Annotated in this window: 20 protein-coding genes and 1 tRNA gene; 5 read left to right on the top strand and 16 right to left on the bottom strand. The window is 72.2% G+C overall.

What is annotated here, in order from left to right:
* Nucleotides 1–94: 94 nt before the first annotated feature.
* From AAW13_RS07335 to AAW13_RS07320, 4 genes are all read right to left on the bottom strand, one after another.
* On the bottom strand, nt 95–310 hold the full coding sequence (locus AAW13_RS07335; protein ID WP_046732939.1) for a hypothetical protein: 216 nt from the start codon (nt 308–310) through the stop codon (nt 95–97).
* Nucleotides 311–398: 88 nt separating this feature from the next.
* Nucleotides 399–1,283: an SDR family oxidoreductase gene (locus tag AAW13_RS07330; protein WP_046732940.1), complete on the bottom strand. Its 885-nt coding sequence runs from the start codon at nt 1,281–1,283 to the stop codon at nt 399–401.
* On the bottom strand, nt 1,280–2,236 hold the full coding sequence (locus AAW13_RS07325; RefSeq protein WP_046732941.1) for an alpha/beta fold hydrolase: 957 nt from the start codon (nt 2,234–2,236) through the stop codon (nt 1,280–1,282). The genes AAW13_RS07330 and AAW13_RS07325 overlap by 4 nt, the downstream gene beginning before the upstream one ends.
* Complete coding sequence (locus AAW13_RS07320) at nt 2,233–3,762, bottom strand: flavin-containing monooxygenase (protein WP_046732942.1); 1,530 nt, start codon at nt 3,760–3,762, stop codon at nt 2,233–2,235. The genes AAW13_RS07325 and AAW13_RS07320 overlap by 4 nt, the downstream gene beginning before the upstream one ends.
* A gap of 189 nt (nt 3,763–3,951) precedes the next feature.
* Between AAW13_RS07320 and AAW13_RS07315 the strand changes: the two genes are divergently transcribed.
* Entirely contained in the window at nt 3,952–4,581 is a 630-nt protein-coding gene (locus tag AAW13_RS07315) for a MerR family transcriptional regulator (protein ID WP_046732943.1), read from the top strand.
* On the opposite strand, the gene AAW13_RS07310 is transcribed toward AAW13_RS07315, so the two are convergent.
* Entirely contained in the window at nt 4,582–5,385 is an 804-nt protein-coding gene (locus AAW13_RS07310) for an exodeoxyribonuclease III (protein WP_046732944.1), read from the bottom strand. It abuts the gene before it with no gap.
* Nucleotides 5,386–5,473: 88 nt separating this feature from the next.
* On the opposite strand from AAW13_RS07310, the gene AAW13_RS07305 reads away from it, so the two are divergent.
* Nucleotides 5,474–5,962: a GNAT family N-acetyltransferase gene (locus tag AAW13_RS07305; RefSeq protein WP_107483261.1), complete on the top strand. Its 489-nt coding sequence runs from the start codon at nt 5,474–5,476 to the stop codon at nt 5,960–5,962.
* The gene (locus tag AAW13_RS44740; RefSeq protein ID WP_107483260.1) at nt 5,887–6,402 is read left to right on the top strand and encodes a transposase; all 516 of its coding nucleotides are present in this window, start codon (nt 5,887–5,889) and stop codon (nt 6,400–6,402) included. The genes AAW13_RS07305 and AAW13_RS44740 overlap by 76 nt, the downstream gene beginning before the upstream one ends.
* A gap of 15 nt (nt 6,403–6,417) precedes the next feature.
* Here the strand turns inward: AAW13_RS44740 and AAW13_RS07295 are convergent, their stop codons facing one another.
* The 10 genes from AAW13_RS07295 to galU form a co-directional block, all read right to left on the bottom strand.
* Nucleotides 6,418–7,950, bottom strand: a complete 1,533-nt coding sequence (locus AAW13_RS07295; RefSeq protein ID WP_143144984.1) for a hypothetical protein — start codon at nt 7,948–7,950, stop codon at nt 6,418–6,420.
* A 232-nt stretch (nt 7,951–8,182) separates the two neighbouring features.
* The gene (locus AAW13_RS07290) at nt 8,183–10,396 is read right to left on the bottom strand and encodes a WD40 repeat domain-containing protein (protein ID WP_063777096.1); all 2,214 of its coding nucleotides are present in this window, start codon (nt 10,394–10,396) and stop codon (nt 8,183–8,185) included.
* 36 nt (nt 10,397–10,432) lie between these two features.
* The gene (locus tag AAW13_RS07285) at nt 10,433–10,651 is read right to left on the bottom strand and encodes a hypothetical protein (protein ID WP_046732947.1); all 219 of its coding nucleotides are present in this window, start codon (nt 10,649–10,651) and stop codon (nt 10,433–10,435) included.
* A gap of 145 nt (nt 10,652–10,796) precedes the next feature.
* Nucleotides 10,797–10,870, bottom strand: a tRNA-Ala gene (locus AAW13_RS07280).
* Nucleotides 10,871–10,972: 102 nt separating this feature from the next.
* Nucleotides 10,973–12,289, bottom strand: a complete 1,317-nt coding sequence (gene sepX / locus AAW13_RS07275) for a divisome protein SepX/GlpR (protein WP_046732948.1) — start codon at nt 12,287–12,289, stop codon at nt 10,973–10,975.
* Nucleotides 12,290–12,474: 185 nt separating this feature from the next.
* Entirely contained in the window at nt 12,475–13,149 is a 675-nt protein-coding gene (locus tag AAW13_RS07270) for a GNAT family N-acetyltransferase (RefSeq protein WP_046732949.1), read from the bottom strand.
* Between the two features lie 17 nt (nt 13,150–13,166).
* Complete coding sequence (locus AAW13_RS07265) at nt 13,167–13,694, bottom strand: MogA/MoaB family molybdenum cofactor biosynthesis protein (protein WP_046732950.1); 528 nt, start codon at nt 13,692–13,694, stop codon at nt 13,167–13,169.
* Complete coding sequence (moaC, locus tag AAW13_RS07260; RefSeq protein ID WP_046732951.1) at nt 13,691–14,203, bottom strand: cyclic pyranopterin monophosphate synthase MoaC; 513 nt, start codon at nt 14,201–14,203, stop codon at nt 13,691–13,693. The genes AAW13_RS07265 and moaC overlap by 4 nt, the downstream gene beginning before the upstream one ends.
* 128 nt (nt 14,204–14,331) lie before the next feature.
* Nucleotides 14,332–15,654 (bottom strand): molybdotransferase-like divisome protein Glp, encoded by a 1,323-nt coding sequence (gene glp / locus AAW13_RS07255; protein WP_046732952.1) that lies wholly within the window; start codon nt 15,652–15,654, stop codon nt 14,332–14,334.
* Nucleotides 15,651–16,586, bottom strand: a complete 936-nt coding sequence (galU, locus tag AAW13_RS07250; protein WP_046732953.1) for a UTP--glucose-1-phosphate uridylyltransferase GalU — start codon at nt 16,584–16,586, stop codon at nt 15,651–15,653. The genes glp and galU overlap by 4 nt, the downstream gene beginning before the upstream one ends.
* A gap of 169 nt (nt 16,587–16,755) precedes the next feature.
* Here galU and AAW13_RS07245 point away from each other — a divergent pair, with 169 nt between their 5' ends.
* Entirely contained in the window at nt 16,756–17,301 is a 546-nt protein-coding gene (locus AAW13_RS07245; protein WP_046732954.1) for a 5-formyltetrahydrofolate cyclo-ligase, read from the top strand.
* 74 nt (nt 17,302–17,375) lie between these two features.
* Here AAW13_RS07245 and AAW13_RS07240 read toward each other — a convergent pair whose 3' ends face one another.
* The gene (locus AAW13_RS07240; protein WP_046732955.1) at nt 17,376–20,132 is read right to left on the bottom strand and encodes a penicillin acylase family protein; all 2,757 of its coding nucleotides are present in this window, start codon (nt 20,130–20,132) and stop codon (nt 17,376–17,378) included.
* Between the two features lie 244 nt (nt 20,133–20,376).
* Here AAW13_RS07240 and AAW13_RS07235 point away from each other — a divergent pair, with 244 nt between their 5' ends.
* On the top strand, nt 20,377–21,894 hold the full coding sequence (locus tag AAW13_RS07235) for a potassium/proton antiporter (protein WP_107483259.1): 1,518 nt from the start codon (nt 20,377–20,379) through the stop codon (nt 21,892–21,894).
* The last annotated feature ends 60 nt before the right edge of the window (nt 21,895–21,954 follow it).

Genomic DNA, 21,954 nt, shown 5'->3' with positions numbered 1-21,954 from the left:
GCGCAAGCCCCCCGACCCTGCCCCCCCAAAAAAACGCGGGGCGCCCTCCGCGACGAAGGGCGCCCCACATCTGTCGGTCAGACCAGTGCGACGACTACGCGTCGTAGTCCTGGTTGAACCGGTCGCGCATCTCCTGCTCCGTGTCGTCCATGTCCTGGCGACCACGGTCACGCGTCTGCTGGCCGTGCTGCTGAGCCTGGTGGCCGCGCTCCTGCGTCTGCTGGCCGCGCTGCTTGGCCTGGTCCTGGGCCTCGCGGATCTTCTGCTTGCCCTGGTCCTGCATCTTGCCGGCCTTGTCCTTCATACCCATGTGGGTTCACTCCTGTGGGAGGTGAGGGGATCGGCCCTCGGTGGGGCCTCGACCAGGTTCACACGGGCCGACTCCGCGCGCATTTCGATCAGTTACGGTGTGTAGCGCGCGCCTCCTCGTCGGCCGCCCCACCTGCGCCGACGAGCCCGGTGCGCATGCCCTGCAAGCGGGGTGCGAACCGCTTCATCTCGCGCTGCCCGACCGTCCCGATCAGCGCCGGCAGATATCCGCGCACGCCCTGCATCCCGCGCAGCCACCACTGCCCGTACACGTGCGCCGAGCGCCGTTCGATCCCGGCCACCATCCGGTCCACCGCCGGGCCCAGCGGGTACGTCTTGTTCGACGGCCACGGCAGCCGCTGCCGCAACTCCCGCATCACGTCGTCCTGGTCGGCGCCGCGCACCATGTCGGTGTCCGTCCAGGACAGGTACGCGACACCGACGCGCACGCCCCGGTGGCCGACCTCGGCGCGCAGACTGTGCGCGTACGCCTCCACCCCGGACTTGGACGCGCAGTACGCCGTCATCATCGGCGCCGGTGTGATCGCCGCCAGCGAGGCGACCTGGAGCAGGTAGCCGCGGCTCTCGGTGAGCACCGGCAGGAACGCCCGCGCCGTCACCGCCGAGCCGATCAGGTTGACCTCGATCACCCGCCGCCAGGCCACCGGATCCGAGTCGGCGAACGGACCGCCGTTCGCCACCCCGGCGTTGGCCACCACGATGTCGACCTTGCCGAACCGCTCCTTGACCTCGGCCGCGACCCGGCTCATCGCCTCGTGGTCGGTGACGTCGGCGTACCAGTGGGCGCTTTCGGTGTGCAGCCGCCCCGAGACCTCCTTGAGCGCGTCCTCCTCGAGGCCGACCAGCGCGATCCTCGCCCCGCGGGCGGACAGCTTGCGGGCGAGCAACTCGCCGACCCCGCGCGCCGCGCCGGTGACGACCGCGACCTGTCCTTCGAGACCGACCCTGCTCATGAGCCCTCCGTGATCCGCTCGGGCGCCGCGGCGCCGGTGTCCTCCGGGGTGACCGTCACGTACTGGGTGACGAGTTCCCGGATCCTTCCGTTGACCGCCTCCGGCGCCTCGACCGGCGTCATGTGGCCCATGCCGGGCAGCTCGGTGAGACCGAGGGAGTGCGGCAGCGCGGCGACCAGCGCGCGGGCGTGCGACGGCGGCGTGAGCCGGTCGGCGGTGCCGGTGACGACCGCCGTGGGCACGCCCAACTCGCGTACGCCGGCGTCCAGGTCGAGCCCCGCGAGGACCCCCGCCCAGGCGTGCCGCACGGAGCTGGGACAGGCGTGCACGATCCGCGCGCACGCCTCCACCATGTGCGGAGCGGAACCGGGGCCCATGGTCGCGTACTTGAGGACGCGCTTCGCGACAGGCGTGACCGGCCCCAGCGGAGCGCGCGAGCCCAGGACGCGCGCCGTGAGCCAGGTGCGTGCCGACCCGGCGCGCATCGGTATGACAAGGGCCTCCGCGATCAGCCGCGAACTGCCGGTGCTGCACAGCAGGACGGCGGCGGTGTGCTCCCGGAAGCGGGGGCGGGCGGCCGCCGCCATCACGGTCATGCCACCCATGGAGTGGCCGACGATCACGGCGCGTTCGCCGCGCGCGAGTGTCCCGGCCAGCACCGCCTCGAGGTCGTCCGCCAGCGCGCGGGTGGTGCACGCCGGGCTCGCGGGACTGCGCCCGTGGCCCCGCTGGTCATAGGCGACGACCCGGTGGTCGACGGCCAGTTCCCGGATCTGCGCGGCCCAGAAGGCGGTCGAGCAGGTCCAGCCGTGGGCGAGGACGACGGGCGGCGCGTCCTCGGGGCCGTGCACCTCGACGTGCAGGCGGGCGCCGTCGGCGGACACGACGGTGAGTTCCCGCGCGGGCACCGGCGGGGCATAGGGGCCGCCGGTCACATGGCCGAGCCGGCTCACGCGCCCACCTCCGCGCCGGACCTGGTGCCGTGCGCGGGGCCCGCGTCGTCCGGCCGGGGCGGGCGGATCACGTCGTACTCCCCGAGGTCCACCCGCTGGGTCGCGCGCCGGAACTCGGTCGTCGTACCGGGCCAGATGGTGGTGTTGCGGCCCTCCGCGTCCAGGTACCAGCTGGTGCAGCCGCCGGTGTTCCAGACGGTGCGCTTCATGCGCTCCTGGACCTTGTGGTTCCAGGCCGCCACCGCGCCGGGGCGCGCGTCGAGGGCCGCCCGGCCGCCGAGGACCGACAGCTGGCGCAGGTAGTCGGCCATGTAGTTCAGCTGGGACTCGATCATGAGGATCATGGAGGAGTTCCCGAGGCCGGTGTTGGGCCCGATGATCGTCATCCAGTTGGGGAACCCGGCGGCCGAGGCACCGCGCAGCGCCTGCATGCCGCCCTTCCAGGACTCCGCGAGGGTGTGCCCGTCGGCGCCGACGACCCGCTCCGCGATCGGCATGTCGGTGACGTGGAAGCCGGTGCCGAAGATGATCGCGTCGACCTCGGCGGTGCTGCCGTCGGCGGCGACCACCGTCGAACCGCGGACCTCGGCGAGCCCGCTCGCCACCACGTCCACGTTCTGCCGGGTGAGCGCCGGATAGTAGGTGCTGGACAGCAGGATCCGCTTGCAGCCGATCCGGTAGTCCGGGGTGAGCCTGGCCCGCAGCGCCGGGTCCTTGACGGACCGGTGCATGTTGCGCAGGGCGAGCTTCTCGACCAGGCCGAGTTCGTCCGGGTGCTTGGTGAACGCCTGGACCTGGAGTTCCCGGATGCCCCACAGGAACCCGCGGCGGGCCCGGGTGGTGAAGGGCAGCGCCCGGTGCAGCCCGCGCTCGGCGGTGCCGATGGCGCGGTCCATGCGGGGCATCACCCAGGGCGGGGTGCGCTGGAAGAGGGTGAGGTGCGCGACCTCCGGCTGGACGGCCGGCACGATCTGGATCGCGGAGGCGCCGGTGCCGACCATGGCGACCCGCTTGCCGCGCAGGTCGTAGTCGTGGTCCCAGCGGGCCGAGTGGAAGACCTTCCCAGGGAAGGAGTCCAGCCCCGGGATCCCGGGGATCTTCGGGTCGGACAGCGGCCCGGTGGCGGAGACCACGACGTCGGCGGAGAAGGTGCCGCCGGCCGTCTCGATGTCCCAGCGGAGCTGCTCCGGGTCCCAGGTCATCCGCGTCACCTCGGCGTCGAGGCGCAGGTGCGGGCGGAGCCCGAACACGTCCGTGACGTGCTCCAGATAGGCGCGGATGTGCTCCTGCCCGGAGAAGGTGCGCGGCCAGTCGGGGTTGGGCGCGAAGGAGAAGGAGTAGAGGTGGGACGGCACGTCGCAGGCGCACCCCGGATAGCTGTTGTCGCGCCAGGTGCCGCCGACGCCGCCGGCTCGTTCCAGGACGACGAAGTCGGTGATCCCCTCCCTGCGCAACCGCACGGCCGCGCCCAGTCCGCCGAACCCGGACCCGATCACCGCCACCCTGACATGTTCGTGCTGGGCCATCCCGGAGCCTCCACACCCTCGACCGCGATTACGCCAGTAATCACTGGCGCAGTCGCACTTTAGGGCAGCTCCGTACTGATGGGTAGGGGCTGGGCAGAGGAGGTTCACATCAGCGGCTCCGCCGCGGGTACCGGCGGTACAACATAGGCTGCGCCCGTGGCAGACGACGACGGACCGCGCGAGTACCGCATGGAGGAGCTGGCCAGAAGAGCCGGCATAACCGTGCGCACGCTGCGCTTCTACCGCGAACGCAAGCTGCTCGCCCCACCCCGCCGCGAGGGCCGTATCGCCTGGTACGACGAGCACCACCTGGCCCGGCTGCGCACGATCGCGGCGCTGCTGGAACGCGGCCACACCCTGAACGGCATCGCCGAACTGGCGGAGGCCCTGGACCACGGCCGGGACGTCGCCGAACTGCTCGGCGTCGACAACCCCACCGAGGAGGAGCCGGTCCGCCTCACCCCCGAGGAACTCGCCGCCCGCTTCGAGGGCGAGGTCACCCCGGAGAACCTCGCCGCCGCCATGGAACTCGGTTACCTCGGCACCGACGGCGACGACATCGTCCACATCAGCCGCCGCCTCCTGGACGCCTCCTCGGCGCTGGTCCGCGAGGGTTTCCCGCTGGCGGAGGTACTGGCGGCGGGCCGCAGCGTCCGCGAGCACGCCGACGCGCTCGCCGAACTCTTCGCCCAGCTCGTCCTGCGCCACGGCCCCGAGGAGGACCTGACCCGCCTGCGCCCCCTGGCCCGCAGCGTGGTGGAGGCAGAGGTGTCCCTGGCCCTGGACCGCCGCCTGCGCAAGCAGCCCGGGAACGACTGATCAGAGGTCGTACACGACGGTGACCGGCGCGTGGTCGGACCAGCGTTCGGCGTGCGTGGCCGCCCGCTCCACGAACCCCTTGACCGCCTTGCCTGCCAGCCCGGGCGTGGACATCTGATAGTCGATGCGCCAACCCGAGTCGTTCTCGAAGGCCCGGCCCCGGTAGGACCACCAGGTGTACGGGCCCTCCATGTCGGGGTGCAGGGCGCGTACGACGTCGACGTAGCCGCCGTCGGCCGGGTCCAGGACGTTGCCGAGCCAGGCGCGTTCCTCCGGCAGGAAGCCGGAGTTCCTGGTGTTGCCCCGCCAGTTCTTCAGGTCGGCCTGCTGGTGGGCGATGTTCCAGTCGCCGCAGACGACGACCTCGCGGCCGTCGGCGGCGGCCCGTTCGCGCAGGTCCTTGAGGTGGGCGAGGAACTCGGTCATGAACCGGACCTTCTCGTCCTGCCGCTCGGTGCCGACCTCGCCTGAGGGGAGGTAGAGGGAGGCGACGGTGACCCCGGGGAGGTCGGCCTCGACGTAGCGTCCGCTCGCGTCGAACTCGTCCGAGCCGAAACCGATCCGCACCCGGTCCGGCTCCCGCCGGGTGTACAGGGAGACGCCCGCACGCCCCTTGGCGGCCGCGGGGGCGTGCACGACGTGCCAGCCGCCGGGCGCCCGCACCTCCTCCGGGAGCTGCTGCGGTTCCGCGCGCACCTCCTGGAGGCAGAGGACATCCGCGGAGGTCCCCGCGAGCCACTCCACGAAGCCCTTCTTCGCGGCGGCCCGCAGTCCGTTCACGTTCACCGAGGTCACAGTCAGCACGCGGGAACGATACCGGCACACTGGACGGAGTCCCGACCGCCCATCGCGCCGCCCGAGCGGCCGCCTGCACGAATATACGATGCCTCACATGAATATACGCCGTGTTGCCTTCGACCACCCCGACGCCGTCAAGCTGAACGACGAGGTCCAGGCCGAGTACCACGTCCGCTACGGCGACGGCGGCGACGCCACAGCCCTTGACCCGTCCGACTTCGAACCGCCGAACGGGGTCTACCTGATCGCGTACGACGAGTCCGACCGCCCGGTGGCCACCGGCGGCTGGCGCAGCCAGGACGCGAACGGCGAGGGCAACGAGGACGGCGACGCCGAGCTCAAGCGGATGTTCGTGATCGAGCAGATGCGCGGCCGGGGCCTGGCCCGCCGGATCCTCACCGCCCTGGAGGACGACGCCCGCGCGGCCGGCCGGCTGCGCATGGTGCTGGAGACCGGCACCAAGCAGCCGGAGGCCATCGCCCTGTACACCTCCAGCGGCTACGCCCCGTGCACCAAGTTCGGCTACTACCGCCATCACGAGTCCAGCCGCTGCTACGCCAAGACCCTGCGCGCCGACCTGTAGCCCGCCCCACCCTCGCAGGCCCGCCGGCCGGCGGCCGGACTCGGCGGGCGGTGACCGCCCCTGCGAACTGGGCAGTTTCGTTTGGATCAGTTGGTTGTCCGGGTGTGCCGTTAACAGATGCGCAGGGGGCGCGGATCGAGCCGTTGCTCCCGGACCGGACACCGCGGCGTGGTGGTCGCCGGCGGGATCACCGGGAGGTGATCGACGCGATCGCCTTCGAGTTCCGGACCGGGACGCAGTGGGCCCACCTGCCGGAGAAGTACGGCTACTGGAGAGGTGTCTACAACCGGCTGCGGATGTGGGCCCTCGACGGCACCTGGCAGCGGGTCTTCACCACGCTGGAACAGTGGCGAGGGATCGCGACCCGCTACGAGAAGACCGCCACCATCTACCTGGCCGGACTTCACATCGCGGGCATCTTCCTCTGGTCAGCACGATGATCCGAACGAAAGCCCCTAGCTCCGTCCGGCCGGCCGGAGGTGGCTCTCGGCGAAGCTGCGCAGTTCGTCGCGGGTTCGTGCGGGGTCGGTCGTGGCTTCGGTGGCACGGCCTCTGGGGAGGTAACGGATGCCGGCGATCTCGCAGATCAGCGGTCCCACGCCGGTGTCGACCACCAGGGCCTCGCCGACCGGAGCGGGACCGCCGACGGTGCGGCGCTCACTGCCGCGGGATCGGGAGATCGGCTGGAGGAACATCGGCGCTGTCACCTCGCCGCCCTCCGGTCGGAACAGGACCAGCGCCATCTCGCCGGGATCCCGGCACAGACGGACGTAGCGCATGGGCTGCCATGCGCCCGTCTCGGCGTCCGAACGCGCGGCACGCAGTACCGGACCGCACAGGGCGGAGCGGTCGGTCGCGACCCAGCCGATCCGGGCGAGGGACGCGATGCCGACCGTACCGAACACGAGGAAGCGCCAGTACCCGAGGTGGGAGTAGTCCTCGAGGACGGCGGAGGCGGAGAACCCCAGGGAGTACCAGGCGCCGGTGCCGAGGACGGTGGTCAGCACCCAGATGCGCGGCGATACGGACGTGCTGCCGAAGCCGCGGCGCGGCGGGGTCACCCGGGGGCCCGGTCGATGGCGATCGCCGTGCCGGGCCGCGGCGGTGAGGCTCGCGTAGCTCAGGTCGTCATCGAGGCCGGGCCACCTGTCCTCGCCCGCCTCGCCGTCCGCGGCCGCCGGCGGGGGGATCGCCGGCCGGGCCCGGCGCGCCCGCCGGACGCGTCGGGCGCAGGCCAGCGGGTTGACCATCAACGCACCGCCCAGGCCGAGCAGGCCGAGGCCGCCTCCGAGCACGGCGACCACACTCAGGGCGGTACGCGTGTTCACGGCCTCACCCAGGAAGGGCCAGGGCAGGGCGGTGATCCGGATGCGGTCGCCGGAGCGGACGTCCGTCGTGTCGCAGTCCACAGCCGCCCGCTGGGCGCCGGCGTTCCAGCCGACGGTGCAGCTGTCGTCGTCCCGGTCCACCCGGACGACCTCGGCGGCGGTGTGCTTCCCGAGCAGCGCGACGTCCGCCGTGGCCAGGCCCACGAACAGGGACGCCGCGAGGGCGAGTACCGCCCATGGCGGTGTGGCCGGCAGCAGCAGCCGTCGGGTGGGCGCGGAAACCGGGCGGGTCTGTTCGCCCAGCCAGACGCCGAGGGTCCGGGCGTCGTGCGTGGCCGAGCGCAGCCGCAGCACCTGGCCTTCGGGGGTCCGGTAGCGCAGGTCGACCTTCTCGAAGGGGGGCCGGCCGTTGGTGGAGACTGTCGCGTCCAGGGCCTCGCCACCGCGGGGCAGGGCGGTGACGTACCCGGAACGGTCCAGGAAGACGGGCCCGTCGAGGCGTGGGTCGACCAGCAGTCGGCCCTTGTGGCCGTCAAGTCGGCAGCGGAAGTGCACGGGCCGGCCCGCTGCAAGGCCGCGCCGTCTCCTTGCCGCCGCCCACCGGGCCAGCCCGGCTATGACCATGGGGATCACGACGAGCCCCACAATGCTGGCGATCATCGGTTCCGTCGTCTCCTCCGCAGTGAGCGATCGGAGAAGCGTACGAGGGCTGCCGGGGGCCCTGGTGACCAGGTCCTCTCCAACGGAATCGCGGGCCCCGCGACGCACGGCGCGGCCGTCCACTGCGGTGCTGCATCGTCCAGGCGGGCCGGAGGGGGCCCCGGCCGAGTCACCACCCGGTGAGTCGCCGCCTGGTGATTTCACCGCCCGGCGATCTCACCACCAGGTGATTTCACCGTCCCGTGAGCGGAAGCGTGAAGGCTCCACGGTCGTGTCCGACGATCAGGTCGGGGCCCGTGGCGGCCAGACAGGTGGGCGCCAGGCCCAGGGCGATGTGCTGCACCGTGCCGGTCGCCGGTTCCCATACCCGCAGCCGCCCGAGACCGCTGCCGACGGCCAGCACGCGGCGCCCGTCGGGCAGCGCGGTGGCGGTCATGACCTGGAGGCCGGCGGTGCCCGTCGAGGCGGGCAGGGCGTCACCGGCCGGGTCACCGGTCGCCAGGTCCCACAGCCTGACCACGCCCTGGTCGTCTCCGGTGGCCAGCAGCGCACGGTCCGGTGCGGGCACGGCCGCCACGGCCGCCACCCGGTGTACGGCACCGCCGAGGGCTCGTCCGTTCAACTGCACGGCCACGCCCCGCGACCAGGGGTCGTCGACGGCCGGGTCCCACACGTGGACGCCGCCCCCGGTGTCCGCGGCGACGACGAGCGTATGGCCGGCGGAGACCGGGACGGCGGTGATCGACCGGATCGGGCTGCCGTAGGGGTTGAGGCGGCCGACGGCCTCACCGGTGGCCGGATCCCACGACCGGACCGCGCCCCGGGAGGTGGCGGTGACGAGCAGGGTCCGGCCGTCGGGGACGGTCGCGGCGCACATCCCGACCACCTCGCCGGGCGGGTTGCCGGCCGGTTCGCGGACCGGCCGCCCGGTGGCGGGGTCCCACAGGACGATCGTCCCCGTCTCGTCGCCGGTCGCCAGCAGGACGCGGCCGTCGGGCAGCGGGAGGGCCGTCATCGAGCGGACCCGGTCGGGACACCCGGGACGCCCCGGCAGCGGGTCGCGGACGAGCCCGCCGTCGGCCGGATCCCACAGGAACACCGCGCCCCCGGCACCGGCACCGGCACCGGCGACGAGCACGGGCTGACCGGGCCGGGCCAGGACCGTCAGCGAGTCGACGCCACGGATGGAGCCGGTACTGATGGAGTCGGCGTCGAAGGAGCCGGTACTGGTGGAGCCCGCGTCGAAGGAGCCGGCACTGGTGGAGCCCGCGTCGAAGGAGCCGGCACTGAAGGAGCCGGCACTGAAGGAGTCGGTACTGATGGACTCGGCAGTGGGGCCAGGCACGGGATCGGGCACGGGATCGGGTGCAGGGCCGGAGAACACCGTCAGGTGGGCCCAGGCTGTGCCGTCGGCCGTGAGCAGCGCCCTCCCCTCCCGCCGAAGGCGGGTAGGCAGCGCGCCCGTCGGACCGGCCGCCGCCGGTGTCGCCGTGGGAGCCGGACGGTCGGCGTCCGTCCGCTGCCCGGTCCCGTGGTCCCGCGGGTGCGCGCCGTCCGGGTGCTCTGCCAGGCCGTCGGCGATCGTCCAGGTCCGCTCGCAGTCCCAGCAGCTGAAGTACCCGGTGAGCAGCATCAGTTCGCGGGCCCGTCGGCGCCCCGCCTCCCGCGGGGTGCCCTTGGCCGCGACCACGGCGGCGACCAGGCACAGGGCGGCCCGGCCCGGCGTCGCGGGGTGCACTCCGGCCGCCGCGGTGTCGCGGGCCACCCGCAGGAAGGGCTCCCACCCCTCCCCCAGGTCCTCCTCGCGCAGCGCGGTGGCGACCGCACCCCACGGGTGCGTCCCGGGACGGTCCCGTGCGGGCTCGGGCAACCGCGGGGCGTCGAGGGGCGGACGCACCGGGTCCGTGAAGAAGTCGGGTATCTCGGTGTCGCTCTCGCACCCGGGGCAGCACAGCGAGAGGTATCCGTCCTGTGGCCGGAGGGACCACAGCGCCGTGGCGATGTGGTGACCGGCGAAGGCGAGGCAGGACAGCGCGAGGGAGGTGCGGTCCTCGGCGGGCGCGTCGGCGGCCAGGAGGCTTCGTACGGCGGCCTGTTCGGCCAGCGGGAGCGCGGCGTCGAACCCGGCCGCCAGATCGTCGGGGACGGGGGGCCGGTCCTCCGCGGTCACGATGATCCCCAGGTCCACCCAGAGATCCGCGGTCCGGTCCGGGGGCAGGGCCGCCGCCGCCTCGACGAGATGGGGCAGGGCGGCATAGGCGCCGTCGAGGACAGTTCCGTCGTCGACAAGGCCGCCGGCCAGGTCCTTCCAGGTCCGCGACCACGCGTCGCCGCTCCCGGTGGCATCTCCTGACGCCATGCCGGCCAGCAGCGCTCTCACCTCCTCGGCCGTCACGCCGTCGAGGTCACGCCAACGGGGGCTGTGCAAGGGCAGTTTGGGGATCATGGCGCGGCTCGCAATCGGCGGTGGTTCGGCGGGACGTCACAGACCATTACGGATCACCAGCTGATCGACGACAACTGCCGTGGAGCGGGGCACGATCCGTTCCACGGCCGGCGGTACGGCGTCCCAGCCGTCGAGGCCACGGCCTGTGCGGCGAGCCGGCGGGCGGCCGGCGAGGTCCATGGCCCGCGCCGCCGGCAGCGCCTCGGCCCGGTCGGTCAGGGCCAGGGGGAGAGGGAGGGGGAGGGGGAGGCCCACGTCCGGGTCGGCGGCTTCTCCGGCGCCGGGTCGCGCCGTCGCTCCGCTCGAACTCGCCCCGGAAACGACGAAGATCCCGACCGATCGTGAAGATCGGCGGGATCTCGTCAACCGCTCCCGAGTGAACTCGGGAACAGTTGTGCAGTGGACCTGAGGGGATTTGAACCCCTGGCCCCCTCGATGCGAACGAGGTGCGCTACCGGACTGCGCCACAGGCCCTTGCAACGAGTGAAACTCTAGCATCCCGTTCGGGGTGCTTGGAAATCCGTTCCCTGACTGGTCAGGACCGCGGCCCCGAGGGTCTCCCGGGACCGCCGCGGATCACTCGTTGGCCGCGCGCGGGCGCTCGCCGTCCTCGTACTGGTCGAAGAGCGGGGTGCGGCCGCGCTCCCGCGCCCGGCGGGCGGACGCCGCCCGGCGCGCGTCGGTACGGCCGTCGGCCTCGGCCGGCCGGTCGTCCTCGGTAGCGGGCTCCTGCGCCTCGGCCTCCGGCGCCGCCGGCCTCGACTCCTGCTCCGGTGCGACGGAGCTGGACCGCGCCGAGCTCCACGCGTCGGGCGCCCCGAGGTCCACGTCGGAGGTGGCGCGCGGCGCGACCGGCGCGGTCACGTACGTCGGCAGGGGCACCGGCACCGGGTCCCAGCTGTCGCCCTGTCCGGGCTTGCGCTGCCGCTCCCGCTGCTGGTCGACCCATTCGGCGTGGTCGGTCTGCTCCACCAGGGCGCGCCGGTCCGCGGCGAGCGCGGACAGCCCGGGGTCGGTCCCGGCCGCCGGGCCCTCGTCCGGTTCGTCGGCGGCCGCGCCGGGGTCGAGGGGTGCGCGCCGCCGCGGCTGCCGTTCACGCAACCGCTGTGCGGCGGCCTCGGCCTGACGCCGGTCCATCTGGTAGGCGAAGCGGCGCCGTTCCTGGGTGCGCAGGTAGGCGATGTACGTGCTGAGCATCACGGCGGGCACACCGGGCGCCCACAGGAAGGCCAGCCCGCCGACGGCGGCGACGATCGCGCCCAGCGTGAAGGCGACGAAGAGCAGCACGGTGGTGCGCCGACGGCGCGCGAGCGCCTTCGAGCGCTGGGCGCGTGCTGCCGCCGTCTGCGCCGAGGGTGCGCGTCGGGCCGCCGGAACCCGCTTGCGCGCGGAGTCCGGTGCGGAGGCGGATGCCTGGGCCGGTACGGAGGCGGATGCCTGGGCCGGTGCGGAGGCCGGTGCCTGGGCGGGTCCGGAGGCGGCCGTGCCGCTCCCCTGACGCGCCTGCGCGGACGGGGAGCCGGCCGTCGGCGCGGCCTGCCGGTCGCGGGCGGGTTCATGGTGCCCGGATGTCTCCGGCACCCTCTCCGGCTGGGCGTCCGCCCGGACCTGACGGCGGGTCGGGGGCATGGCGAAGGCCCGGACGTCCACCGAGTCGGTGACGGCGTCCGCTTCACCGGCGCCCTGCTCCCCCTCCGAGGCGGAGCGCGCCCTGAGGTCCCTGGCGTACCGACGCTCCATCCCCGCCCGTCCGGACAGCAGCCGGATGGCGGTGCTGAAGCGTTCCGTCGGACGGGCCTCGTTCAGCTCGTCCTGCCTACGGAGCCACATCGGCACCAAGTAGGCGGCCCAGGCCCCGACAATGACTGCGTAGATGAGGCCGCTGCTGCTCACGCCTCACACGGTAGAGGGGTTTGCGTGGGGCCATCTGCCAATTGCGCCGGTGTGTCGCACGATCCGGCTGATATTTCGAGCTTTTTTTGTGACCGATGCGATCAGCAGGCCGTCGGAGCTGAGAATTCATTGCCCCGAGACGGTCACCAACCGATCAATTTCGAACACGTATTCCATTTTCCGGGCTAGCCGGGATTCCCCGGGGTGTTCTGCGGATTCCGCGGCCCGTTCGGGCCGCCCGCCGTGCCCGGCGTCTTCGCGGACGCGCTCCGCGCACGTGCCCGCTGCCAGCGCGCGAGCAGCCCGTCGGGCACCTCCTCGGCGGTCAGGGCGAAGACGAGGTGGTCCCGCCAGGCTCCGTCGATGTGGAGATAACGCGGCCGCAGCCCCTCCTCGCGGAATCCGAGTTTCTCCACCACCCGGCGGCTGGGCCGGTTCTCGGGGCGAATGCAGACCTCGATGCGGTGCAGGCCGACGGCGCGGAAACAGTGGTCCACCACGAGCGCGACGGCGGTCGGCATCACCCCGCGGCCGGCCATCGACTGGTCGACCCAGTAACCGACGTGCCCCGAGCACATCGACCCCCAGGTGATCCCGGCGACCGTCAGCTGGCCCACCAGCCGCCCCTGGTACTCGATGACGAAGGGCAGCATGCGGCCCGCGTTCGCCTCGGAACGCAGGTGCCGGACCATCTGCCGGTAGGTCGGACGATGCGTGACCGGCCCGCTGGGCGTGGGCGGCGGAATGGTCGCCTCCCACGGGCGCAGCCAGTCCCGGTTGCGCCGGTTGACCTCGCGCCAGGCCCGCTGGTCGCGCAGTTTTATGGGCCGCAGGACGACATCGCCGTCCACCAGCACCACGGGCCAGGATGGGCTGTTCAGCTCGCACCCCCACTGCCGGTCCCGGGGTGGTCGCCGCCGCGGATCTGGTCGACGGCGTGTGCCAGCAGCGGCTCCAGGACGGCGAGACCGTCCCGCACCCCGCCGGTGGACCCCGGGAGGTTGACGATCAGTGTCCGGCCCGCCACTCCGGCCAGGCCCCGGGAGAGCGCGGCGGTGGGCACCTTCTCCCGGCCGAACGCCCGGACGGCCTCCGCGATGCCCGGGACCTCGTAGTCGATCACCGCGCGGGTCGCCTCGGGGGTGCGGTCGGTGGGCGAGACGCCGGTGCCGCCGGTGGTGACGACGACGTCGTAGCCGGCGTCGGCCGCCGCCCGCAGCTCGGCCCGCACGGGGTCCCCGTCGGGCACCACCCGCGGCCCGTCCACGGCGAACCCGAGGCTCGCGAGGCCGGCCGCGACCAGCGGACCGCCCCGGTCCTCGTAGACGCCGGCGGCGGCCCGGTTGGAGGCGGTCACGACCAGCGCCCGGTACGGCGCACGGCCGGCCGCCGGCGCGCCGGTCACGCCCGGCTCCAGTCGCCCGACTTGCCGCCCGTCTTCTCCTCCACGCGTACGTCCGTGATGACCGCTCCCTTGTCGACCGCCTTGACCATGTCGATCACGGTGAGAGCCGCGACGGAGACCGCCGTGAGGGCCTCCATCTCGACGCCCGTGCGGTCCGTCGTCTTCACGGTGGCCACGATCTCCACCGCGTCGTCCGCGACCGACAGATCCAGTTTCACACCGGAGACCGACAAGGGGTGGCACAGCGGGATCAGGTCGGGGGTGCGCTTGGCACCCATGATCCCGGCGATGCGCGCGGTGGCCAGGGCGTCGCCCTTGGGAACGCCCTCGCCGCGCAGCAGCTCGACCACGCGGGGCGAGACGAGGACACGTCCGCTCGCGCGGGCGGTGCGCGCGGTCACGTCCTTTCCGGACACGTCGACCATGCGGGCGGCGCCCGCGTCGTCGATGTGCGTCAGACGCTCTGGAACAGGGGGTCCGGGGGTCTCCCCCCGGAAGGGCTCAGTCATGCTGTGTGGCGCTCCCGGTCCGGGCCCGTCGCGGTGCGGCGCTCGGGCCTGCTGTGCGCGACACGGTACCGCCAAGCGGGCGCACTCCACCGGGCAGGACCGCCCGCGGGGGTACCGCCGGGCGGCCGCTAGCCGAGCAGGACGACCTCGACCTCGTCGCCCGGTTCCACGGCCGTCACGTCCTCGGGTACGACGATCAGCGCGTCGGCGCGGGCCAGGGCCGCGACCAGGTGCGAGCCGGCTCCGCCCACGGCGGTGACCTCGCCGTCGGCGTACGCGCCGCGCAGGAACTGCCTGCGCCCCGCCGGGGAGCTCAGCGCCCGGGCGCCGGTGAGCGTGGCCCTGGTGCGGGGCCGGTGGACGTCGGCCAGGCCCATCAGGGTGCGGATGACGGGTCGGACGAACAGCTCGAAGGAGACGTACGACGACACGGGGTTGCCGGGCAGCGCCAGCAGCGGGGTGTGGTCGGGACCGATGGAGCCGAAGCCCTGGGGTTTGCCGGGCTGCATGGCGAGCTTGCGGAAGTCGATGCCGCCGCCCGCCTCGTCCTCGTCGCCGACGTGTGCCAGCGCCTCCTTGACGACGTCGTACGCGCCCACGCTCACCCCGCCGGTGGTGACCAGGAGGTCGGCGCGGACCAGCTGGTCCTCGATGGTGGAGCGCAGCGTGTCGGCGTCGTCCACGACGGCGCCCACCCGGTAGGCGATGGCGCCCGCGTCCCGCGCGGCGGCGGTCAGGGCGAAGCTGTTGGAGTCGTAGATCTGGCCGGGGCCCAGCGCCTCGCCGGGCTGGACGAGTTCGCTGCCGGTGGACACGACGACCACGCGCGGGCGCGGGCGCACCCGCACCGTGCCGTGGCCGACCGCGGCGAGCAGGGCGATCTGCGGCGGGCCGAGGACGGTGCCCGCCTCCAGGGCGAGGTCGCCCGCCTTCACGTCGCTGCTGCGGGCGCGCACGTGCGCGCGTGCCTCGGCCGGCCGGTGCACGCGCACCTGCCCGCGGGCGCCCTCGGGCGCGAGGCTGCGTGCCCGCATCCCGGTGACCGGCCCCTCGCCGAGTCCGCCGTCGGTCCACTCCACGGGGACGACGGCCTCCGCACCGGGCGGCAGCGGGGCCCCGGTCATGATGCGGGCCGCCTGGCCGGGACCGACGGGGGTCAGCTCGGCCGCGCCCGCCGCGACGTCCCCGACGACCTCCAGGACGGCCGGGAACTCCTCGCTCGCGCCCGCCACGTCCGTGACCCGGACCGCGTACCCGTCCATGGAGCTGTTGTCGAACGGCGGCAGCGAGACCGGCACCGTGACGTCGTCGACCAGGACGCAGTCCTGGGCGTCGAGGAGTTGCAGCTCGATGGGTTCCAGGGGGCGGACGGTCGAGAGGATGTCCTCCAGGTGCTCGTCCACCGACCACAGGTGGTCCTGGCCGGCGGGGCGGGTCGCGGCGCTGCTCAACTCTGCTGCATCTCCTCGGCTACGTAACTGCGAAGCCAGGTCCGGAAGTCCGGTCCCAGGTCTTCACGTTCGCACGCGAGTCTGACAATGGCACGCAGGTAGTCGCCACGGTCTCCGGTGTCATAGCGGCGGCCCTTGAAGACGACGCCGTGCACCGGGCCGCCGGCCTTCCCCGCGGCGGAAGCCGCTGACGAATACGTCTGGGCGAGCTGCTGGAGGGCGTCGGTGAGCTGGATCTCGCCGCCGCGGCCCGGCTCGGTGCGCCGCAGTATGTCGAAGATGTGCGGGTCGAGGACGTACCGGCCGATGATCGCGTAGTTGGACGGGGCATCCGCCGCCTCGGGCTTCTCCACCAGACCGGTCACCCTGACGACATCGCCGTCGACGGTGGTCTCCACGGCGGCGCAGCCGTAGAGATGGATCTGCTCCGGGTCGACCTCCATGAGTGCGATCACGCTGCCGCCGTGCCGCTCCTGGACCTCGATCATGCGCTGGAGCAGCGGGTCGCGGGGGTCGATCAGGTCGTCGCCGAGGAGTACGGCGAAGGGCTCGTGGCCGACGTGCGGGGCCGCGCACAGCACGGCGTGGCCGAGGCCCCTGGGGTCACCCTGACGGACGTAGTGCATGGTGGCGAGGTCGCTGGACTCCTGCACCTTGGCGAGCCGGTGGGCGTCGCCCTTCTTCTGGAGGGCCGACTCCAGCTCGTAGTTGCGGTCGAAGTGGTCCTCCAGGGGACGCTTGTTGCGTCCGGTGATCATGAGGACGTCGTCGAGCCCCGCCGACACGGCCTCCTCGACCACGTACTGGATCGCCGGCTTGTCGACGACCGGCAGCATCTCCTTGGGAGTGGCCTTGGTGGCCGGCAGGAACCGGGTGCCGAGGCCTGCCGCGGGAATGACAGCCTTGCTGATCCTGGGGTGCGACTGAGTCATGTCCGCAACCTTATCCGGTGCCTTTGCGGAGAATCTGAGTCTCCGGTTAATTGGCACTCATATGACCTGATTAAGAAGGGTGCGGGAACGACCTGTGGAGCACAGTGAACCCGAGGCCGAGACTGACAAGCCAACATTGCGGCGGGAATTCCTCGGGGTGAGGAACAGGTTGACGACGGATGTCGCCAGGGAGGCGGCCGGCGCGCTGGCCCGGCACGCGCTGGAACTGCCCGCTCTGGCGGGGGCCCGCACGGTGGCGGCGTACGTCTCCGTGGGGAACGAGCCCGGCACCCTTCCCCTGCTGGACGCCCTGCTCACGCGGGGTGTGCGGGTCCTGCTCCCGGTACTGCTGCCGGACAACGACCTGGACTGGGGCGCCTACGCCGGTGAGGGCTCCCTCGCGCGCGTCCAACACGGCGGGAAGATGGCCCTTTTCGAACCCTCGGGTGAACGCCTCGGACCGGACGCCGTGCTCGGCGCGGACGCGGTGCTGCTGCCGGGTCTCGCGGTGGACGGGCGCGGGATGCGCCTGGGGCGCGGCGGCGGGTCGTACGACCGGGTGCTGGCCCGGCTGGCGGCCGCGGGGGCACACCCCGCGCTCGTGGTGCTGCTCTACGACACGGAGGTCGTCGGGCACCTGCCTGCCGAGGCGCACGACCGGCCCGTGCAGGCGGTCGTGACGCCGTCGGGGGTCCGCCGGTTCACGGACGCCTGAGCTCTCGCGCGGAACGGCCCGCCACGCGTGCGTGGCGGGCCGTTCCGGGGCGTGCGGTCAACGGGCGGGCGGGTTCACGGCTTGAGCACGAGGGTGTCGCTGGTGCTCTTGTCGACCGCCTTGTCCGAGAACGACCAGGGGAGCAGTTCCCCGGCGGCCCACTTGCCCGTCTGGTCGGTGTAGTGGGCGCTGAAGGCGTGCCCGGAGGCCCCGGTCAGGTTGATCCACTTGGACTTGTCGAGGTCGTCGAGGTTGACGACCATCCGCATGGACGGCACCCAGACGACGCCGTAGCCGCCGGCCGCGTTCCAGCCGGTCGCGTTGACCGTGGCCTCACCGCCGCTGAGCTTCCAGGGGCCGCGGTTGAGGACGTACTTGAGGAAGCCGGGGCCGTCGGTGCCCAGGGTCTGGTTCTTCAGGAACAGCCGGTGCAGCCGGCCCCAGCTCCAGGTGTCGATGTCCTTGCCGAGCTTGGCGGTCAGCTCCCAGCGGGCGTCGATCAGGGCCCGCCGGAACAGCTCGTCCATGGTGTCGGCCTTGGGCCGGGTGCCGGACGCGGGGGTCTTCCACCAGTCGCTGTCCGGCTTCTCCATGAGGTCGCGGACCACCTCGAACCAGCGGTCGCCGCCGTCCGGCTGGGCCTGGTCGGCGTCGCGCTCGCCGCACTCGCGCACCTTGGTGTCGTCGTCCACCGGACCGGTGCTGTCGATCTTGTCGACCCACAGGCACTGACCCTTGACCCGCAGCTCCTTGGGGAGCTTGTTACCGAAGGCGAGCTTGAGGATGTTGCGCCAGACCGCGTTGAAGTAGGCGGCGGCCGCGGAGTCGGAGTCCTGGGTGTAGTCCCAGCCCTCCAGGAGCTTCTGGGCCTCGCGCACGTCCTTGTCGTCGAGGTTGATCTTCAGCAGCTTGGGCACCAGCAGCTTGGCGATCTCACTGCTGTTGTCCAGCTGCATCTGGCGCATGTCGTCGGTGGAGATCTTGCCGCCGTCCTTGATCTTCGACTCGATCAGGTCGGTGATGCGCTGGCTGCGGGTGCCGTAGCCCCAGTCCGTGGTGAGCGTGTACGGGTACTTGTCCTTGTCGACGACGGCCTGGTTGGCGGTGACGATGTAGCCGCTCTTCGGGTTGTACTCGTAGGGCAGCTCGTCCTGCTTGATGTAGCCGGTCCACTTGTACTTGGGGTCCCAGCCCGGCGCCGGGATGGAGCCGTCGTCCGCCGAGGAGCGGGTGGGGATCCGGCCCGGCAGGGTGTAGCCGATGTTGTTCTTGGTGTCGGCGTAGACCAGGTTCTGCGAGGGCACGTCGAACTTCGCGGCCGCGTCGCGGAACTCGCTCCAGTCGGACGCCTTGTCGATGGCGAAGACGGCGTCCATGGTGGTGCCCGGGTCCAGGGCGGTCCAGCGCAGGGCGATGCCGTAGCCGTCGCCGCGGTCGGGTGCGGCGGTGTCGACGGAGGCCTTCTTGCCGACCTGGACCAGTTCGTCGTCACGGTCGGAGAGCAGGGGCCCGTTGTTGGTCTCGCGGACGACGATCTTCTTGGACGCGCCGCCGGCGACCTTGATGGTCTCCTCGCGCGAGGTGAACGGCCGGGTCTTGCCGTCGTACAGGTAGCCGTCGCCGGAGAGCTTCTCCAGGTAGAGGTCGGTGACGTCGACACCGGAGTTCGTCATGCCCCAGGCGATGTCCGCGTTGTGGCCGATGATCACACCGGGCATCCCGGCGAAGGTGTAGCCGGTGACGTCGTACTGGCACTTGCTGGAGACCGTGGTGCAGTGCAGGCCCATCTGGTACCAGACGGACGGCAGCGAGGCCGACAGGTGCGGGTCGTTGGCGAGCAGCGGCTTGCCCGTGATGGTGTACTCGCCCCCGACGACCCAGGAGTTGGAGCCGATGCCCTGGCCGTTCACGCCGACGGCCGTGGGGACGTCGTCCAGGACGTTGTAGAGGCCCGCCAGCTGGCTCGTGAGCGCCGAACCGGTGGACGATGAGGTCGAGGAGGAACCGGTGCCCGTGGCGGTCCCGGAGCCGCTCGTGGCGCCGCTCTGCTGGAACGTCCTGGTGAGCTCGTCGTACTGGCCCTCCTGGACGATCGCCTTGTTGCGGCTGTACGGGTAGTCCGGGTACAGGTCCTTGATCTGCTGCGGGCCGAGGCGGCTGGTCATCAGGGCGCGGTCGATCTCGTCCTGCATGTTGCCGCGCAGGTCCCAGGCCATCGCCTTCAGCCAGGAGACCGAGTCGACCGGGGTCCACTGCTGGGGCTTGTAGTCGTTGGTGAAGCCGAGGGCCGCGTACTCCAGGGAGATGTCCTTGCCGTCCTTGCCGGCGAGGTAGGCGTTGACCCCCTTGGAGTAGGCCTGGAGGTACTTCTTCGTGGAGTCCGACAGCTTGGTGTCGTACTCCTCCTTCGCGACCCGGTCCCAGCCCAGGGTGCGCAGGAACTCGTCGTTCTTCACCTGCCCCTTGCCGAACATCTCCGACAGGCGCCCGGCCGTCATGTGGCGGCGCACGTCCATCTCGTAGAACCGGTCCTGCGCCTGGACGTAGCCCTGCGCCATGAACAGGTCGGCGTCGGTGGAGGCGTAGATCTGCGGGATGCCGTTGCCGTCGCGCTTCACGGTGACGGGTCCGGAGAGCCCTTGGAGGGTGATCGAACCCTTGGTCTGCGGGAAGGAGGCGCGGACCGTGCTGATCGACCAGTAGGCCCCAAAGGCGATGCCTCCGATGACGGCCAGGACGAGCACCAGCACGATCAGGCGGGCTTTGCGCCCCTTCTTCCGGCCGGACTTGCCGGGCTTGTCACCCGATGTGGCGGTGGTGTTGGGGGGCATCGCTGTCCTTGCTGTCCTAACGCGAGCGGCAGGCGGGCTTGTGCATTTGACTGAGCGCTGGAGCAACCATAGGCGCAGGGCCCCGAGCCACTTGACGCGGAGTCGGGTACCGGCGCGCACGGGCGTTCGATCTTGCCTCGGTAAGCGTCAAGAAAGCGTCAAGAGTTAGGTAAGGTAACGAAGTACTTGGGTGCGGAGTACCGCAGCCTCGGTCCTGTGCACGTGCGCTCCGCGTCGCCCGCGCGTGAGCCAAGGAAGGGAACCGCCGCTGACCGTCCACCACCTCAACCAGCTCCTGCTCGTCTGCTCCCTGGTCCTGCTGGTCGCCGTCGCGGCCGTGCGGATCTCCTCGCGCAGCGGGCTCCCCAGCCTGCTCGTGTACCTGGGGATCGGCGTCCTCATGGGCCAGGACGGCATCGGGAACATCCACTTCAGCAACGCCGAGCTCACCCAGGTCATCGGGTACGCGGCCCTGGTCGTGATCCTCGCCGAGGGCGGCCTCGGCACGAAGTGGAAGGAGGTCGAACCCGTCCTGGCGTCCGCCACCATGCTGGCCCTGGTCGGGGTCGGGGTGAGCGTCGGCGTCACCGCCGCGGGCGCGCACTACCTGGTCGGGCTGGAGTGGCGGCAGGCGCTCATCATCGGGGCGGTGGTGTCCTCGACCGACGCGGCGGCGGTGTTCTCGGTACTCCGGCGCATCCCGCTGCCCGCGCGCGTGACGGGCACCCTGGAGGCCGAGTCCGGCTTCAACGACGCCCCGGTGGTCATCCTGGTCGTCGCCTTCTCCACCGCGGGACCGGTCGAGCACTGGTACGTCCTGCTGGGCGAGATAGCCACCGAACTGGCCATCGGCGCGGCCCTCGGCCTCGCGGTCGGCTGGCTGGGCTCCTGGGGCCTGCGGCACGTCGCGCTGCCCGCCTCCGGCCTCTACCCGATCGCCGTGATGGCCATCGCGGTCACCGCGTACGCCGCCGGCGCCCTGGCGCACGGCAGCGGCTTCCTCGCCGTCTACCTGGCCTCCATGGTGCTCGGCAACGCGAGACTGCCGCACTGGCCCGCCACCCGCGGGTTCGCCGAGGGGCTCGGCTGGATCGCCCAGATCGGCATGTTCGTCCTGCTCGGCCTGCTGGTCACGCCGCACGAACTCGGCGACGACTTCCTGCCCGCCCTGGTCATCGGACTGGTGCTCACCATGGTGGCGCGGCCGCTGAGCGTCGTCGTCAGCCTCGCGCCGTTCCGCGTGCCCTGGGGCGAGCAGACGCTGATGTCCTGGGCGGGCCTGCGCGGCGCCGTCCCCATCATCCTGGCGACGATCCCCATGGTGAACGGCGTCGACACCAGCCACCGCATCTTCAACATCGTCTTCGTCCTGGTCGTCGTCTACACGCTCGTCCAGGGGCCGACCCTGCCCTGGCTGGCCCGCAAGCTGCGGCTCGGCGAGGGCCCGGAAGCCGCCGACCTCGGCATCGAGTCCGCGCCCCTGGAGAGGCTGAGCGGGCATCTGCTGTCCGTCTCGATCCCCGAGGGCTCCCTGATGCACGGCGTCGAGGTCAACGAGCTGCGGCTGCCCGCCGGGGCCGCCGTCACCCTGGTCGTCCGCGAAGGAAAATCGTTTGTCCCGCTGCCCACGACGGTGCTGCGACGCGGCGACGAACTCCTCGTGGTCGCCACCGACCCGGTGCGGGACGCCGCGGAGCGCCGACTGCGCGCGGTCGGGCACGGCGGCAAGCTGGCCGGCTGGCTGGGCACGGACGTGCGTTAAGGGCGTGTTTCGGTACGTTCACACCCCCGCCAATGCCAGGCGAACGCACGGTGTGGTGCT

Source organism: Streptomyces humi (genome assembly GCF_001005085.2).
In the GTDB taxonomy this organism is placed as follows: domain Bacteria; phylum Actinomycetota; class Actinomycetes; order Streptomycetales; family Streptomycetaceae; genus Streptomyces; species Streptomyces humi.
Note: the sequence above shows the minus strand (reverse complement) of the source record. Positions and strands in the feature narration are given on the sequence as shown.